This window comes from Bradyrhizobium sp. C-145, assembly GCF_023375135.1.
In the GTDB taxonomy this organism is placed as follows: Bacteria; Pseudomonadota; Alphaproteobacteria; order Rhizobiales; family Xanthobacteraceae; genus Bradyrhizobium; species Bradyrhizobium zhanjiangense.
Map to the genome: position 1 here is coordinate 1,315,229 of NZ_CP088150.1, position 15,553 is coordinate 1,330,781.

General features: G+C 61.4%; 15 protein-coding genes and 4 pseudogenes. 15 read left to right on the forward strand and 4 right to left on the reverse strand.

Translation table 11 applies throughout. From position 1 onward, the window contains the following. The first annotated feature begins 266 nt into the window (after nt 1-266). Both LRP30_RS06235 and LRP30_RS06240 read left to right on the forward strand, forming a co-directional pair. Entirely contained in the window at nt 267-1,190 is a 924-nt protein-coding gene (locus LRP30_RS06235; protein ID WP_249759694.1) for a DUF2493 domain-containing protein, read from the forward strand. Nucleotides 1,191-1,330: 140 nt separating this feature from the next. Next, complete coding sequence (locus tag LRP30_RS06240; RefSeq protein ID WP_249759695.1) at nt 1,331-1,765, forward strand: hypothetical protein; 435 nt, start codon at nt 1,331-1,333, stop codon at nt 1,763-1,765. A gap of 53 nt (nt 1,766-1,818) precedes the next feature. Here LRP30_RS06240 and LRP30_RS06245 read toward each other — a convergent pair. Continuing rightward, nucleotides 1,819-1,974 (reverse strand): annotated as a pseudogene (locus tag LRP30_RS06245) (DUF736 family protein); the annotation flags it as partial. A 395-nt stretch (nt 1,975-2,369) separates the two neighbouring features. Here LRP30_RS06245 and LRP30_RS06250 point away from each other — a divergent pair. Next, complete coding sequence (locus LRP30_RS06250) at nt 2,370-2,690, forward strand: DUF736 domain-containing protein (protein ID WP_018317677.1); 321 nt, start codon at nt 2,370-2,372, stop codon at nt 2,688-2,690. Between the two features lie 166 nt (nt 2,691-2,856). On the opposite strand, the gene LRP30_RS06255 is transcribed toward LRP30_RS06250, so the two are convergent. Continuing rightward, nucleotides 2,857-3,921 (reverse strand): IS630 family transposase, encoded by a 1,065-nt coding sequence (locus LRP30_RS06255; RefSeq protein ID WP_249759696.1) that lies wholly within the window; start codon nt 3,919-3,921, stop codon nt 2,857-2,859. An 83-nt stretch (nt 3,922-4,004) separates the two neighbouring features. Then, nucleotides 4,005-4,142 (reverse strand): annotated as a pseudogene (locus tag LRP30_RS06260) (XRE family transcriptional regulator); the annotation flags it as partial. An 84-nt stretch (nt 4,143-4,226) separates the two neighbouring features. Between LRP30_RS06260 and LRP30_RS06265 the strand changes: the two are divergent. Continuing rightward, nucleotides 4,227-5,188, forward strand: a pseudogene (locus LRP30_RS06265) (IS481 family transposase). Here the strand turns inward: LRP30_RS06265 and LRP30_RS06270 are convergent. Then, nucleotides 5,183-5,302, reverse strand: a pseudogene (locus LRP30_RS06270) (helix-turn-helix transcriptional regulator); the annotation flags it as partial. The pseudogenes LRP30_RS06265 and LRP30_RS06270 sit on opposite strands and share 6 nt — an antisense overlap. A 369-nt stretch (nt 5,303-5,671) precedes the next feature. Here LRP30_RS06270 and LRP30_RS06275 point away from each other — a divergent pair. The 11 genes from LRP30_RS06275 (at nt 5,672) to LRP30_RS06325 (ending at nt 15,516) form a co-directional block, all read left to right on the forward strand. Continuing rightward, a complete protein-coding gene (locus tag LRP30_RS06275; protein ID WP_249759697.1) occupies nt 5,672-6,169 on the forward strand; it encodes a DUF2285 domain-containing protein in 498 nt (165 codons plus the stop codon). A gap of 133 nt (nt 6,170-6,302) precedes the next feature. After that, nucleotides 6,303-6,584, forward strand: coding sequence for a helix-turn-helix domain-containing protein (locus tag LRP30_RS06280; protein WP_249759698.1), 282 nt, complete (start codon nt 6,303-6,305; stop codon nt 6,582-6,584). A gap of 22 nt (nt 6,585-6,606) precedes the next feature. Next, nucleotides 6,607-7,488 carry a replication initiator protein A gene (locus LRP30_RS06285; protein ID WP_249761701.1) on the forward strand — a complete coding sequence of 294 codons (882 nt, stop codon included), beginning with the start codon at nt 6,607-6,609 and terminating at the stop codon, nt 7,486-7,488. Between the two features lie 289 nt (nt 7,489-7,777). Further along, nucleotides 7,778-8,242 carry a DUF2840 domain-containing protein gene (locus LRP30_RS06290; RefSeq protein ID WP_249759699.1) on the forward strand — a complete coding sequence of 155 codons (465 nt, stop codon included), beginning with the start codon at nt 7,778-7,780 and terminating at the stop codon, nt 8,240-8,242. Continuing rightward, on the forward strand, nt 8,239-8,751 hold the full coding sequence (locus LRP30_RS06295) for a S26 family signal peptidase (protein ID WP_249759700.1): 513 nt from the start codon (nt 8,239-8,241) through the stop codon (nt 8,749-8,751). The genes LRP30_RS06290 and LRP30_RS06295 overlap by 4 nt, the downstream gene beginning before the upstream one ends. A 173-nt stretch (nt 8,752-8,924) precedes the next feature. After that, nucleotides 8,925-9,647, forward strand: coding sequence for a transglycosylase SLT domain-containing protein (locus tag LRP30_RS06300; RefSeq protein ID WP_249759701.1), 723 nt, complete (start codon nt 8,925-8,927; stop codon nt 9,645-9,647). 250 nt (nt 9,648-9,897) lie between these two features. Next, nucleotides 9,898-11,661: a DUF3363 domain-containing protein gene (locus tag LRP30_RS06305; protein ID WP_249759702.1), complete on the forward strand. Its 1,764-nt coding sequence runs from the start codon at nt 9,898-9,900 to the stop codon at nt 11,659-11,661. Between the two features lie 36 nt (nt 11,662-11,697). Further along, a complete protein-coding gene (locus tag LRP30_RS06310; protein ID WP_249759703.1) occupies nt 11,698-13,686 on the forward strand; it encodes a conjugal transfer protein TraG in 1,989 nt (662 codons plus the stop codon). A 6-nt stretch (nt 13,687-13,692) separates the two neighbouring features. Next, nucleotides 13,693-14,118 (forward strand): CopG family transcriptional regulator, encoded by a 426-nt coding sequence (locus LRP30_RS06315; protein ID WP_249759704.1) that lies wholly within the window; start codon nt 13,693-13,695, stop codon nt 14,116-14,118. A 283-nt stretch (nt 14,119-14,401) separates the two neighbouring features. Then, a complete protein-coding gene (locus tag LRP30_RS06320) occupies nt 14,402-15,199 on the forward strand; it encodes an RsbRD N-terminal domain-containing protein (RefSeq protein ID WP_249759705.1) in 798 nt (265 codons plus the stop codon). A 62-nt stretch (nt 15,200-15,261) separates the two neighbouring features. After that, the gene (locus LRP30_RS06325) at nt 15,262-15,516 is read left to right on the forward strand and encodes an ATP-binding protein (RefSeq protein ID WP_249759706.1); all 255 of its coding nucleotides are present in this window, start codon (nt 15,262-15,264) and stop codon (nt 15,514-15,516) included. The last annotated feature ends 37 nt before the right edge of the window (nt 15,517-15,553 follow it).

The window sequence follows — 15,553 nt, forward strand, 5'->3', positions numbered from 1 at the left end:
GGCCGGCAATGGCTACGTCCGGCTATTTTCCGCCGCGCCCCGGCGATGAGAAGACACATCAGCCACTGACCGGCGCGCTTTGCATCGCGAAGCAAAATAGCCGGCCTCCGCCATCCTCCGCTGCCGCTTCGGCCCTCCGCTTCCGCCTACGCCTTCGGGCTTCGGCGGACAAGCCGCTTCGGGTTCTGGCCCGTTCCGCCCGCCGCCTGAGTGATCGCCACGAAGGCCGCGATGGGCGCGGCCGATCCGGCAAAGGACCTACTCCCATGACCGACCATGACGACATCGAACCGCTGCACGCCGCATCTCCAACCGACCAGGTTCTCAACGAACTGCAGCTCTTCGGCTACCGCCCCTTCGACGACCAGCCCGATCCGAGACCGCTCCCCGAGGGCAAGATGATCGCCGGCGCGGTCGCCGATATCTTCGACGCCCTGGTCGCAACACTGACCGACACCCGGATTGAACTGGAACTCGACGATCTGCTCTGGTCGACCGTCAATCTGTTCCATCGTGCCGTCGACCGCATCGAACGCCAACTCGACGACAACGAACAGGCACAACAGAAGAGCCAACGCGAGCAGAACGGCTCCGAAGTGCGATCGGTCGAACTTGAGCGCCTGACGGCAGAAGGCATCACGCTGATCGAGCGCCGCAGCTGCCTGGAGCTCTTCCGCGACCAGGCCATCGAGCGCTTTGAGACCCACACCGGCTCATTCTGGCGCCCCCGATCGGGATCGTTGGTGAACCACCGCACTCTGACCGCAGCAATGATCGACTCCCGCGACTTCATCGCTGCCAAGCGCCGCGCCGAGACCGAGGTCATGCTGCCGTCAGGGCCGAAGATCGCGCTCACCGGAGGGCTCGACTTCAATGACCACCACCTCATCTGGGATCGTCTTGACAAGGTTCACGCCAAGCATCTCGACATGGTGCTGCTCCATGGCGGCTCACCGAAAGGTGCCGAACTGATCGCCTCCAAATGGGCAGTCACCCGCAAGGTGCCGCAGATCGCTTTCAAGCCCGACTGGACGAAACATGCCAAGGCAGCACCGTTCAAGCGCAACGATGCCATGCTCGAACTCCTGCCGATCGGCGTCATGCACTTCCCGGGCACCGGCATCCAGGACAACCTCGCCGACAAGGCGAAGCGCCTCGGCATCCCCGTCTGGAGGTTCGCCGGCGCGTGAGCACCGTCTCTCGATCCCACGCCTTCGAGGCGGAATTGCCTACGCCGCAACTCCGCCTCTTTCCAGTCTCATATCCAGGCCTGCGCCGCGGTGGTGGTGGAAGGCGCGACTGGTACATCTATGCACATGGAGCCACCACCATGCTCCCCCTTGGGCTTGTTCTCAACACACTTGGTATTGGCCTGTTCTGCTGGGCGATCTTCTCGCTCGCTGTGTATGCCCTGCCGTTTTTCGTCGCACTGAGTATCGGGATGACGGCGTTTCAGAGCGGCGCCGGCCTCATTGGCGCGCTGCTTATCGCAACGGCCGGCGGTGCGCTGACGCTCGTCCTCGGCCAGGTCGCCGTTGCTGTTACACGGTCCTCGGCCTTGCGCGTCGCGATCGCGACATCATTCGCTGTTCCCGCCGCCGTCGCCGGCTATCATGTGGTGTTCGCGCTATCGCAGATCGGGGTGCCGTCGCTGGTTTGGCGTGAGGTCTTCGCCTGCCTGGGCGCGATTTGCATTGGCGGCACGGCGTTGACGCGCTTGACCGTTTTTGCCGAGACGCGCCTGTTCAGCCGGCCGGGCTGGTGAAGCAACCGTCTCAATCCGTTCTCACGGCCGCCACGCACGAGGGATGATCCTTCCTCGCCTTCCTCACCTTCAAACAGGTTCACGTAGATCGGCGCGTTGAACGCGGGGTCAGCGTGATTAGAGCGAGAGGTAGTCGCGCCCCTCTTCGCTGCGCTTCGACCAAGTCGGTCCAATTGAGTCCGGCCCACGTAGATGCGGTGGTGCGGCGCGCAGCCCCTCGATCGTTCTATCGGGGACGATACCGCCTTTTGCGGCAGATCGTTTCTATTTCTCCTCCGAAACGTTTCGACCTCTTGTGCAGTTCAACCGAGTCGGCAAGTCTTCTCCCGAGATCGCGGTTCAGCACGCGGACGCACGTGGCCTCTTTGATGGCTTGATCTGGCCGAAGACCGGCTTCGCCTCGATCGTCTAAGCCGCAACGCCGTTGATGCGACTTTCTTCCCCTGGGCTTACGCCCATTCCTCGCGAGGCAAGAAAGTCGCAACAACGGCGTCCTCCGCTGCGCTTCGGCCCGCGAGCGGGTGCGTCGCCGATCGTCCTCGGCCTGTCCATCGCCATCGAGGCCGCGGTGGTCGCGGGCTCGAAACACAACAGGAGAAGTGACATGGCTAACATCGGTTCTTTCAAGAAGGTCGGCAACGATTTCCAGGGCGAGATCGTCACCCTGAGCCTGCAAGCTAAGGGCGTCCGCATCGTCGCCGAAACCAACCGCTCGAACGAGAACGCGCCCAGCCACCGTATCTACGTGGGCCGGGCCGAGATCGGCGCAGCGTGGTCGAAGCGTTCCGAAGAGGGGCGCGACTACCTCTCGCTCAAGCTCGACGACCCTTCGTTCAACGCGCCGATCTACGCGAACCTCTTCGACGACGAAGGCGGCGAAGGCTACACGCTCTTGTGGTCGCGGCCGCGCAAGAACGGCGAGTAAGCTCGCTCAATCACGCCCCGCCCGAACAGATCGGGCGGGGCTTCCTAAAGCCCGCCCTCAGTCCGTGCTCGCGCATCGAGCCGTGCAGCTCTTACCTAGCTTGCTTGTCGCGTTTTCAGCCGCGACACTGCATTCGTACTCGTCGCAAACGCCCTAGTACCCGGAATCAGAGCTGAGTGATACGGCGACCTTTGAAACGGCGTTGACGGACCTTTTTCTTGGTCCAGACGAAGGGTTCGGCTCTGTCGTTGTATGCGTTGACGTAGGCATCGATGTGTTCCTGAAGCTGCTTGAGGCTCGTGAAGGAAGTGCCGCTGAGCGACTGCCCCTGTAAGATCGAAAACCATACTTCGACCTGATTGAGCCATGACGCACTTGTCGGCGTGAAATGAAATTGCACGTTGGGATGGGCCTTGAGCCAGCCCTCGTTCTTTTTATGAGTGTTGAGATTGTCGAGGATGACGTGAAGCTGGCGGCCCGGATAAGCCTTGGTGACGCTGTTCATGAAGTCGAGAAATTCGACGCGGCGACGGCGTTTTGAATGCGTTGCGATGATCTTTCCGGTGGTGACTTCGAGCGCTGCAAATAGTGTCGTCGTGCCATGCCGCTTGTAGTCGTGGCTCTGGCCGGTCAAGGCGCGGCCATTGGGCAACTTCAGATAGCCCTGCGCTCGTTCCAAAGCCTGGATCGAGGGCTTCTCGTCCACGCATAGCACAATGGCCCTCGCCGGCGGGGCGACGTAAAGGCCAACAATATCGGCGGCTTTGGCCGTAAAGTTCGGGTCGTTGCTCTCACACCAGGACTTGCGAGCCACAAGGTCGATCTTGTGGCTGCGCAGAAACCGCCAAACATATTGGACATCGACATCGCCCAGCGCCTCGGCCAGCAGGGGGCCGGTCCAGCGCGCAAACCCCTGCGGCGGCGGCTTGTCCAGCAGCTTCAGAATCCGCTTGTCGGTCGTCTTCGTATAGATCGGCTGCTTGCCCGGCCGCGGCTTGTCCTTCAGCCCTTCAAGGCCATGGTCGGCATAGCGATGCCACCAAAGGCTGACAATCCGCGGCTGGACCCCAACTTCCTTGGCTATCGAGCGCGTACTGCGCCCGTCCGCTGCCAACAGAACAATCCGAGCCCGCTTCAAATCGCGCTGCAAGGTCACCGGTGAGCGACAGCACGCCTCAAGCACCTTGCGATCTTTCCTCGAAAGGTGGACTTCTCTTGCTTCGGGTATCATCCATATCTTGAATCACGCGATCCAAGAAAAGTGGGTACTAGGGGGCCGGTCCGGAGGGACATAGCGTGCGATTTGCAGCTCAATCACCGCCGCTTGCCAAGTTTTGGCCGGTCGTCTCGTGCCCCTTCATCTGGGAGGACTAGATCGACATGACTAACGCCCAACGTGCTGGCGAGCTCAAATAGAGTGACGACAGTTGGATTGCGACGGCGACGCTCTAGGTGTGGTCTTTCAGGAGGTTGTCCATCTGGTCTGAACCAAGGAAGCTGAGGTTGCGAAGCTTCAGTTTTCCAAGGGGAGACCAGATGAACGTCCACAAGAATGCGCCTTTGACGCCCAAAGGTCGAGAGGCGATGGTGCGAAGCGTGGTCGAGGGCGGGCTGAGCCAGGCCGACGCGGCTTTCCAGTTCAACACGACGCCGAAGACCGTTGCCAAATGGGTCAAGCGGTTCCGCGAGGATGGCGTAGAAGGGTTGCGCGACCGCTCCTCCAGGCCCCATTCATCGCCGAGCCAAACCCCGCCAGCCACGTGCACAGCTGTCGAGAGGCCTTGCGCCGCCAGCGTCATACCGGCAAGCAGATCGCAGCCGAGGTCGCTGTGTCACCGGCCACCGTCAGCCGCATTCTGCGCCGCTTGGGACTAAACCGGATCCGCGATCTCGAGCCGGCCGAGCCGGAACGGCGCTATGAACGCCAGACCCCAGGCGAGATCATCCACATCGACATCAAAAAGCTCGGGCGTTTCGAGCGGGTCGGCCACCGCATCACCGGCGATCCGAGTGGTCCGAACAAGAGCCGCGGCGCCGGCTGGGATTTCGTCCACGTCTGCATTGACGACCATTATTCTCGCGTCGCCTTCTCGGAGATTAAACCAGACGAGACGGCGGACAGCGCCGTTCCCTTCCTCAAGGCGGCTGTGGCTTATTACAAAAGCCTCGGGGTCACTGTCACTCGCGTCATGACCGACAACGGGAGTTGCTACCAGTCTTTCGCCTTCCGCGACGCGTGCCGGGACCTGGGCATCAAGCATATCCGCACTAAGCCCTACACGCCGCGAACAAACGGCAAAGCCGAGCGCTTCATCCAGACCGCGCTTCGCGAATGGGCCTATGCCAAAGCCTATCCAACGTCAGATCGGCGCGCCCACGAGCTGCCGATCTGGTTGCACCAATACAACTGGCACCGACCCCACGGTGGTATAAAATCTCAAACGCCCATCAGCCGGCTCGGTCTGACCGAGAACAACCTCTTGAGGCTCCACATCTAGGTCACTGATATACTGTTGAGTGAATCCGGACACTTCCGCGAATTTCTCCTGCGTGGCGCGCTTCTGCTTCCGCACTCTTGCGAAATTCCGACCGACTAACTTGCGCATGTCCATCGGCGCAAATTGCGTCTTTACATACTATGAGGTTTATCTCCTATAGTATGTACTTCGACCTGCCTCCTTGTTAGCTGCGTGCAATGGGGCGGAAGCAATGCTTGAATTCGACTGGCGGTCGCCGGATTCCTACAAGAGTCTACAAGACGCCGACGTCACCGACATCGCCTGGAATGTCTTCGCCGGAACGCGGACTATCGACGCGAGTTTGAGGCGATGATCGCCAACAGTCCGATGGCGAAGTGACACCAGAATTCAGGAGGAGGTGGGGCCTATGCTTTCGCCCATGACCCGCAGAGGTCCTTCGACCAGCAGACGATCTTTTGGGCGCCAGAGGTTTTAGCGGCGGTCGTTCCGGTCAAGGTCGCGGTGGCCGATGACGACGGGGCGCCGTCTCAGCCACTGCTCGACCTTACAGCTGGCCAGGTGCGCCGCGCTGTCGACGGCTGGCATGCCGTGCTGCGCATCGGTTCAGTGGACCACCGCATTTGGTCCAGAGACACGCCAGTGCTCGGCGCGTCATATGCGGCCGAACTGCCGTTTGATGGCGATCTGGAAGCGCGTGCCTATGCAGCCAGGCGGCTGTGGCGTGCGATCAATGGGCGCGCGCCAGGTCCTGCATTTCATCACTTATCTAAACAGCGGCGCGAACGGCTGAGCGCCGCGATCCGCGCGCTCGATGCGCATAGCGCCGGCGGCAGTTATCGCATGATCGCCGAAGCGCTGTTCGGCAAGAAGCGCATTCCCGATCGCGCCTGGAAGACACACGATTTGCGCAATCGAACCGTCCGCCTGGTGCAAGGCGGCCTCGCGTTGGTACGCAGAGGCTATCGCAAACTGCTGCGGCCCGGGCGCAGGAACGAGTAGCGCAGTCCCCAAGGGGTGCCGAAAACCGTACCATTAAGATTCGGCATCCCCCTCCGAGATCCTGCTTCCCCATGATGACCGCACACACGCCGGCCTAGCCAGGCGTAGTGCGCTGTCCTCTTGGAGTTCTCAAATGCCCGATCCGATGGCCGGTCTTCCCCCGCGCTTCCTGCGTACACCGGAGGCCGCGCGTTATCTTGGCCTCTCCGGTCGTACGCTCGAGAAGCACCGCACGTACGGCACCGGGCCGACGTATCGGAAGATTGGCGGACGTGTTGTCTACGCCGTCGATGACCTGAAAGCATGGGCCGACCTCGGCGCCAAGACGTCGACGTCCGACCCCGGGAAGGGGACAGTGCTGCCGGCCAAGAAGCACCCGACGCTGCGCCCTTATGCGGGCCAGGAACGTCGCTGATCACCGCGTGAAAGCAGTGACCATGCGGCGCAAATACCATTCCGAGTGCGACCAGCTTGAGCTATTTCGGGCGCTACCCGGCGAGCTTGCGCCCCGCGACGCGCAGGATCTGATGGCCTATCCATTCTTTTCACTGGCAAAGACCAAGCGGATTGTGCCGATCGATTTCCGTGCCGGTGCGATCGCGATTCGTGTCGAAGCCGTGCCGGAACACGGCATGGCGACCATCTGGGATGCAGATATTCTGATCTGGGCTGCGTCCCAGATCGTCGAAGCACGTGACGCCGGCTTGAAGACGTCGCGGCTGATGGCTGCAACGCCTTACGAGATTCTGACGTTTGTCGGCCGCGGCACCAGCGCGCGCGACTATGACCGGCTGAAGGCTGGGCTCGACAGGTTGCAGGCAACGACCGTGCTGACGTCGATCCGCCAGCCGACAGAACGGCGACGGCATCGTTTCTCCTGGATCAACGAGTGGAAGGAGACAGCCAATGCAAATGGTCGCCCATTTGGGCTCGAATTGATCCTGCCGGATTGGTTCTATGCGGGCGTCATCGATGACGCGCTCATGCTCACGATCGACCGCGCCTATTTCGATCTGACGGGCGGGCTTGAGCGCTGGCTTTATCGGCTTGTGCGCAAGCACGGCGGTCGGCAGGAGGGCGGCTGGAGTTTTGACCTTGTGCCCCTCCATGCCAAGTCCGGCATCCTCTCGCCGCTCAAGCACTTCGCTTACGACGTACGGCAGATCGTCCAGCGCCAGACATTGCCTGGCTATCAGCTCGTGCTCACGCGCGACCCCAACGGTACCGAGCGACTGAACTTCGCGCCTGCACCTGTTGATCCCTTAACGGCTCGCCCGCGCCGGCGCGGACTCATTCCAAATTCGGAGGACAACCTGTGAATCAGCTCGTGCTATCGGTTACCGCAACCCTCGTGCTATCGGGGACCCAATCCTCGTGCTATCGGGGACCGGAATCGAGCTTAAGAGCTTGTTTCTCGACGCTTTCCAGCCGCTCTAACTTTACTAACCAGAAATCCTTCGGATTTCTTCTAACGGACCAGGCCGAAAGCGACGATGGAGCCGACTGCCAACGGCAGGCCACAAATCCTGCTTGCCTTCACAATCGGCGCACACACTTCACCGCCCCCAAAGCGCACGGCTTGCAGTTCGAGCTTCAGGGGGCGGCGGTATGAGCGATCTCACCGAAGTGGAGGTGCTGTGGCTCGAGAAGCGAATCGAAAACCGCATTCGGTTCGGTCGTATCGTCAACGAACGCAAGCTTGATCGTCACAGGCGCGTCCTGTCATTTGCACCGGGCAGCACTTTTGCCTTCGTCCGTTGGACGTCCAACGACTTTGGCATGATCATCTCGCGGATCGACATCTTGCGCGCGGTCGCTCCGGGACAGCGCTGCTCGACCGTGCCGTATGTGAAGCCCGGTGGAGAGATTTTACTGCGGCTGTCCGGTTGGCCGAAGGTCGAACGGGTACTGCAGATGATCGACGCCGTCGAGGCGCTCGGCATCGATCCGGCTGACGTCGCTCCTGATCACTGGCATCACGTTCACAACCGTCTGTCCGTCAACGAAAACCCGCGCCCCTACACGAAAGCCCGCCACCAGGCTTGGCTTCACCGGCAGAGGGTGATGCGATGACAGGCCGCCTGAAGATGCTCATCGCAACGTTTGGGGCTGCTGCTGCTCTCGTCGCGACAATCATCCTGGAGCCGCTTCCAATCTACATTTGGAATGCATCGGCGAGCGTGCCCATCGGTCTCTATCGGTTGCGACCGGCAAAAAGCTTCCATGTCACCGAGCTGGTCGCCGTTCAGCCGCCCGAACCGCTTGCGACCTTTCTCGACTTCAATGGCTATCTGCCGGTCGGCGTCCCGATGCTCAAGCGGGTCTTGGCGTTACCCGGACAGACGGTCTGCAGAAGTGGGCTCACGATTTCGGTCGATAACATTGCGATGGGCGAGGCAAAGGATCGCGATGGACGCGGGCGGCCGCTGCCGAAATGGCAAGGCTGCCGCGTCGTCGGTGACGGCGAGCTCTTTCTCATGAACTGGCAGTCGAATGATTCGCTGGACAGCCGATACTTCGGATTACTGCCGGCGTCAGCCATTATTGGCCGTGCGCTGCCCGTGTGGACATGGGAGGAGTGATAGTGCTTCCTCTTTGTCCGCGCCTTGTCATTCCTTTATTCAATCGTTTGCGAGCCCATTCTTCCGTTCCGGCAAATGCTTGCAAAGCCTCCGCCCGTAGCGGCGACCCAGGGTGGCCGAACGGCGGGCGCGAAGCGGTTTTACCCTGGAAGGGCGCGAGCACGGCGGCACCTTTGCGTTTGCTCGAGGGGAGCCTGCGCGCTGTCGCACCGTTGTTCATTGTGCTGACCGTGAGTAACGCCGCTGCTCTAGCCGAGATGCGACCTGCGGAGCCTTCAGCGAGTCATCGTGCTGCCGTTCCGTTTGCGCAGTTTGTCGAGAAGGCCTCGCGCCGCTTCGGTGTGCCGGTGCGCTGGATACGAGCAGTCTTGGACGTCGAAAGCGCCCAAGACGTGCGTGCCAGGTCACCGAAAGGTGCCATGGGGCTGATGCAGATCATGCCAGAGACGTGGGCAGAGCTACGTCTGCGGTACGACCTCGGCGATGATGCCTACGATCCCCATGACAACATTCTTGCGGGGACAGCGTACCTTCGCGAGTTGCACGACCGGTACGGTTCACCAGGCTTTTTAGCGGCCTACAACGCAGGGCCTACTCGCTACGAAGAGCATCTCGCCGGTCGTCCATTGCCCGCTGAAACCCAGATCTATCTGCAGAAGCTAGTGCCGATCATCGGTGGCGATATTGTAGGTTCCGGTGCAGTCGCAAGCCTGCGGCCATCGGGAGGAGCGCTCTTCGTTGTGCAGTCTCAAAGTTCAACGACCGCGGCCCGGCTGCAGCCTGGGCAACCAACGAATCGAGCTCCAATGGCCGTCTCCGTTCACGACATTTCGACCATTGCGCCACAGACAACAGGGTTGTTCGTCCCGAGATCTGATGCGGGGCCCCAGCGATGACTGTTTACGCAAGCTGGCATGCATTGGCGTGCTCTGGAGAACAATGGGCGGAATGGGGAGAGCAGCGGGGAAACACGACAGCAGGACGGCGAGATAAAAGGGTCTCGCCGGTCGAACCGCAAGCCATTGGCATGGCTTGGGTTCTGGCGTGCCGGTCGGTCGGGGCGCGTGCCGCGCGGTGCATTTTGACGAATGCAATCAGGGGTCTTTTCGGCACCGTGTCCGCTTTTGATCGTTGGGAGGTCCTGCCATGAGCGTGGGCGATAGCGACCTGCGTATCCGGCCCGGGCGCATCCGCAGCACCCGCGCACCGAAGCCCAAGAGCTTCATCAACCAGGTGCTGCGGGCGGCGAAGAGAGCAGGGCACACCTCGGGTCAGACCGTGGCCCGCAGGCGTTCGGCGGCCTATGGGCGCTCCACGTTTGGCCGCGGCCGGCTGTCGTTTAGCCGTGCAAGATTGTTCAGCCCAGCGCGGCGCGTTGTGGTGAAGGCGCGCGTGGTTCGTCATAAAGGGCGAGCCTTCCGTTCAGCACCACTGACCGCCCACCTCTCATATCTGAAGCGCGACGGCGTGACCCGGAGTGCTGAGCGGGCCGAGATGTTCGATGCCGGCGGCGACCGTGCTGATAGCGCGGCTTTCGCTGAACGCTGCCAGGACGACCGGCATCATTTCAGGTTCATCGTCTCACCCGAGGACGCCGGCGACATGACCGACCTCAAGGCCTTCACCCGCGATCTCGCCAAGCAGATGGAGACCGATCTCGGCACGCGGCTCGATTGGGTGGCTGTCGATCATTGGAACACCGACAACCCTCACGTCCATCTTCTCGTTCGGGGAGTCGATGAGGAAGGGACGGATCTCGTAATCTCCCGCGACTACATCGGCCACGGCCTGCGCTCGCGCGCCGAGGAACTGGTCGCCATTGAACTCGGTCCAAAACCGGAGCACGAGATCCGCAATTCGCTGGAGAAGGAAGTCACGGCGGAACGATGGACGCGGCTCGATCGGGAGATCCGGCTGGCGGCCGACGAGATCGGCTATATCGATCTTCGTCCCGAGAATCCCGGCAAGTCCGATCCCGAGATCAGGCGCCTGATGGTCGGCCGCCTTCAACACCTAGAGAAGATGGGCCTTGCCGCATCCGCCGCACCAGGGGAATGGATGGTAGGGCTCGAGGCCGAGCGTAGCTTGCGCGACCTCGGCATGCGCGGCGACATCATCAAGACCATGCATCGCGCCTTTACCGAGCGCGGGGAAACGCGCGGCGTTGCCGACTACGTCATCGAAGGTGGACAGCCGACGTCCCAGATCATCGGACGATTGGTCGACCGGGGATTGCACGACGAACTGACTGGCGAGGCCTACGCCCTGATCGATGGAACTGACGGACGTGCTCACCACGTGCGCTTCCGAGGCGTCGAGGCCTTCGAACATGCTCCGGCGACCGGCGGCGTCGTCGAAGTCCGACGCATCGGTCAAGCCGGCGATCTGCGGCCGACCGTGGTGCTCGCAACCCGTTCCGATCTCGATCTCGGTGGGCAGGTCACTGCAAGAGGGGCCACCTGGCTCGACCACAGGCTGGTCGAACGCGATCCCATGCCACTCGCCATGGGCGGATTCGGTCGTGAGGCCCGCGACGCCATGGAAGCCCGGACCGAGCATCTGATCCAGGAGGGCCTGGCGCAGCGGCAGGGCCAACGCATCATCTTACAGCGCGACCTCCTGAACACGTTGCGCCGGCGCGAACTGGACGAAGTGGCAGCAAAGGTCTCGGCCGACACTGGCCTGCCTCACGTGAAGGCCGCGTCCGGGGAGCACGTGGCGGGCACATATCGTCAGCGGCTGACGCTCACCTCGGGACGCTTTGCCATGATCGATAATGGGCTTGGCTTCCAGCTCGTGCCCTGGTCGCGCGAACTCGAAAAGAGGCTCGGCCAACACGTCACGGGCGTCGTGAAGGACGGCGGTGGCATCGAGTGGGGCTTTGGTCGCAAGCGCGACCTGGGTCTCTAGTAGTCTCTTCAATCCAGTTACGGAAGGACGTTCGCGATGTCTGGAACCAAAATCCTCTGGGGACAGGTGATCGTCGTCGGCCTGATCGTTTTGCTTGCAATCTGGGGAGCGACTGAGTGGACGGCTTGGCGGCTCGCCTGGCAACCGGAGCTTGGGCGGCCCTGGTTCGAGCTGTTGGGCTTCAAGATCTATTACCCGCCAGTCTTCTTCTGGTGGTGGTTCGTCTACGACGCCTATGCGCCTCAAATCTTTGTCGAGGGGGCCATCATCGCGGCGTCGGGGACCTTCGTTTCGATCGCAGTGGCGATCGGCATGTCTGTCTGGCGGGCGCGTGAAGCCAAGAATGTCGAGACCTATGGTTCGGCGCGCTGGGCTGGTCTGGAGGAGGTTCGAGCGGCCGGACTTCTCGGTCCGGATGGCGTGGTGCTGGGCAAGCTCGACCGCGACTACCTCCGCCATGACGGACCGGAGCACGTATTGTGTTTTGCACCAACTCGATCGGGCAAAGGCGTCGGTCTTGTCGTCCCCTCCCTGCTGGCCTGGCCCGGCTCGGCCATCGTTCACGACATCAAAGGCGAGAACTGGCAACTGACCGCAGGTTTCCGTTCACGGCATGGCCGAGTCCTGTTGTTCGACCCCACGAACCCAAAGTCCTCGGCCTACAATCCGCTCCTCGAAGTCCGACGCGGGGAGTGGGAGGTTCGCGACGTCCAGAACGTCGCCGACGTCCTGGTCGACCCCGAAGGCTCGCTCGACAAGCGGAACCATTGGGAGAAGACCAGTCATTCGCTCCTGGTCGGCGCCATCCTCCATGTCCTCTATGCCGAGGCCGACAAGACCTTGGCCGGAGTCGCTGCTTTTCTCTCCGATCCGAAGCGGCCGATCGAGGCAACGCTGAAGGCGATGATGACCACCGCGCATCTTGGCGAGCAGGGCGCCCATCCCGTTGTCGCATCGACGGCGCGCGAGCTCCTCAACAAGTCAGGGAATGAACGTTCAGGCGTCCTGTCCACCGCGATGTCGTTCCTCGGCCTTTACCGCGATCCTGTTGTGGCCCAGGTGACCTGTCGCTGCGACTGGCGGATCGCCGATCTGATCGCAGATAGCCGTCCAACGACGCTTTACCTGGTGGTGCCGCCCTCCGATATCTCGCGGACTAAGCCGTTGATCCGCTTGGTGCTGAACCAGATTGGCCGGCGCCTGACCGAGGACTTGCACGCCCGCGACCGCCGGCACAGAGTCCTGATGATGCTCGATGAGTTTCCGGCACTGGGCCGTCTTGATTTTTTCGAGTCCGCGCTCGCCTTCATGGCAGGCTACGGCATCAAGAGCTTCTTGATCGCGCAGTCACTCAATCAGATCGAGAAGGCCTACGGGCCCAACAACGCCATTCTCGACAATTGTCACGTCCGCGTCAGCTTTGCGACCAATGACGAGCGGACCGCCAAGCGGGTATCCGATGCGCTGGGTACGGCGACGGAGATGCGTGCGATGAAGAACTACGCCGGGCACAGGTTGAACCCATGGCTGGGGCACCTGATGGTCTCGCGGCAGGAGACGGCAAGGCCACTGCTGACCGCAGGCGAGGTCATGCAGCTTCCGCCAATGGACGAGATCGTCATGGTGGCGGGGACGGCGCCGATCCGGGCGAAGAAGGTCCGCTACTTCGAGGACAGGCGGTTCACTGAGCGGGTTCTGCCGCCGCCCAATCCGGCGAGCGCCGGCCGATCATCGCGAACGGACGGATGGTCAGCGCTCGGAACGCCGAAGCCGACGGGAGGTCCAACTGACAAGGCCGCCGAGGCCGGGGAAGACATGGCGAACAGCGGCCTTCGTCGGGAGCCCGAGCTCCCCGATCACGTCGCGATCGCCAAGGAGACGACCGAACCGACACCGGCAGAGGAATTTGCCGCCGTGCTAGACGACGACGAAGATGCGGTCCGCCAGTCCCGGCTCATGCGTCAACAGATGCGCGGCGTCGCCCGTCAAGTCGCCATGGACTCGAATGACGGCATGGAGCTCTGAGGCAATATGCGCGACCGGATGAACGTCTACTTCCCGCCAGAGCTTCTGAAACAGATCTCGGAGCTCGCCGATCGCAGGAAGCTTTCTCGGTCTGCGATCGTGGAAGCGGCTGTCGTTTCGTTTCTGTCACCGGACGGCGCGGACAGGCGGGAGGCGGCGTTTACCCGTCGCCTGGATCGGCTGTCACGTCAGATGCAGAGGCTGGAGCGTGACGTCGGCCTTACGGCTGAGACCGTGGCCCTGTTCATCCGTTTCTGGCTGACGATCACGCCACCGTTGCCCAACGACGCGCAGGCGGCCGCGCAGGCAAAGGGCAGAGAACGCTTCGAAGGATTTGTCGAGGCGCTCGGGCGGCGTTTGCAAAAGGGGCAGAGCTTTCTGCGCGAGATTCCAGAAGATATCCGCCATCAGGCATCGCTGGACAAAATCTAGCAGGGGGTCTTCACGTCTCTTGGTCCGTTACCGACGTCAAAGCGGAAGCCGACCAGCGCAGCCGAGATCGGCCGCTTGTGAGCCAATGTATGGTCCGGCCGTGCGGTGCAAGAAGATTTCGACGATCCGGTAGATGCGGTCTCGCATACCTTTCCTCGTGGCTTCCCCGCTCACTATTGAAGTTCCATGGGCCAAAATAACTATCTTGCCAAAGCATTCGGCGCAGTAATTTCGAAAGAACTGAGTTAGGCTTGATCGAAGCGGAGCAGGTGAGGGTGGTCTTTTGAGCGATCCAGCCGATACGGACCCTGGCGAACGCGATGAGCGCCTGGCGGATTTCATCCGCAACAACCAATCCGCTATCATCGAGGAATGGATCGATTTTGCGCGGACGCGTTCACTGGCGAGTGAGGTGATGTCGAAGCTCGCGCTCAAAGACCACATCGTCGAGATTCTCAAATTCGTCGCCACGGACCTGGAGTCTCCTCAGACGCCGGCCGAACAGGTCGACAAGTCGCGCGGCATGGACGGCGGAGACGAATCGTTTCGCAAGAGGGCGACAGAGGTGCACGCGGCCCTCCGCCTTGCGGACGGCTTCGATATCGATCAAAAGGTTTCGGAATATCGAGCCTTGCGGGCGAGCGTAGTGAAGCAACGGGTGGCACACCACCGGAGCCTCGAAAGCACTGATCTGGAGGATCTCACCAGGTTCAACGAAGCGATCGATCAGGCTGTGACCGAATCCGTCGCCCACTACACCAAAACAATCAACAACTCCCGGAATGTCTTTCTGGGCATCCTTGGTCACGACTTGCGGAACCCGATTGGCGCAGGAGCGGTCTGGGACGATGGATTCCAGGCCAAAATCGTTTCCGATCTCGTCCGGACAACGGACCGGGCGACGCGAATTCTGGATGATCTGCTCGATCTCGCCCGCTCATCTTTCGGAATCGACGTCCCCATCGCAAAATCCCAAACCGACATGGCGTCGGTATGTCACGGAATCGCCGACGAACTGCAAAGCGTCAACGAGAAGCACACTCTCACAGTCACTCAGAAAGGTGATCCAAACGGGCGTTAGGACCCGGCAAGAATGGGACAGGTGCTGTCCAACCTGATGGTGGAACGAAACCGGTTTCGGTGATGGTATCGGGCAACGATCCCCGCACTTTGATCGTGAGCGTTCATAATTTCGGTCCTGCCATACCCGCTGAAGGTCAAAGGGCGATTTTCCAGTCGTGGATGCGCGGCCAAGTGCAGGATTCGGGTGACTGCGCTCATCTGGGGCTCGGCCTCTACATCGCGAGGCTGATCGTCGAAGCCCATGGCGGCGACATCGCCGTTAGTTCGGACGAGAAGACCGGCACAACGTTCACAATTCAACTCCCTCGCTCCTGACTGCTCACGGATTTTCGGGCGAAACGCAAGTTCTTGA

Coding starts and splice junctions, on each gene's coding strand:
- LRP30_RS06235 (WP_249759694.1), top strand. CDS start 267: ATGACCGACCATGACGACATCGAACCGCTGCACGCCGCATCTCCAACC.
- LRP30_RS06240 (WP_249759695.1), top strand. CDS start 1,331: ATGCTCCCCCTTGGGCTTGTTCTCAACACACTTGGTATTGGCCTGTTC.
- LRP30_RS06315 (WP_249759704.1), top strand. CDS start 13,693: ATGCGCGACCGGATGAACGTCTACTTCCCGCCAGAGCTTCTGAAACAG.
- LRP30_RS06280 (WP_249759698.1), top strand. CDS start 6,303: ATGCCCGATCCGATGGCCGGTCTTCCCCCGCGCTTCCTGCGTACACCG.
- LRP30_RS06285 (WP_249761701.1), top strand. CDS start 6,607: ATGCGGCGCAAATACCATTCCGAGTGCGACCAGCTTGAGCTATTTCGG.
- LRP30_RS06255 (WP_249759696.1), bottom strand. CDS start 3,921: ATGATACCCGAAGCAAGAGAAGTCCACCTTTCGAGGAAAGATCGCAAG.
- LRP30_RS06310 (WP_249759703.1), top strand. CDS start 11,698: ATGTCTGGAACCAAAATCCTCTGGGGACAGGTGATCGTCGTCGGCCTG.
- LRP30_RS06295 (WP_249759700.1), top strand. CDS start 8,239: ATGACAGGCCGCCTGAAGATGCTCATCGCAACGTTTGGGGCTGCTGCT.
- LRP30_RS06325 (WP_249759706.1), top strand. CDS start 15,262: ATGGTATCGGGCAACGATCCCCGCACTTTGATCGTGAGCGTTCATAAT.
- LRP30_RS06290 (WP_249759699.1), top strand. CDS start 7,778: ATGAGCGATCTCACCGAAGTGGAGGTGCTGTGGCTCGAGAAGCGAATC.
- LRP30_RS06305 (WP_249759702.1), top strand. CDS start 9,898: ATGAGCGTGGGCGATAGCGACCTGCGTATCCGGCCCGGGCGCATCCGC.
- LRP30_RS06250 (WP_018317677.1), top strand. CDS start 2,370: ATGGCTAACATCGGTTCTTTCAAGAAGGTCGGCAACGATTTCCAGGGC.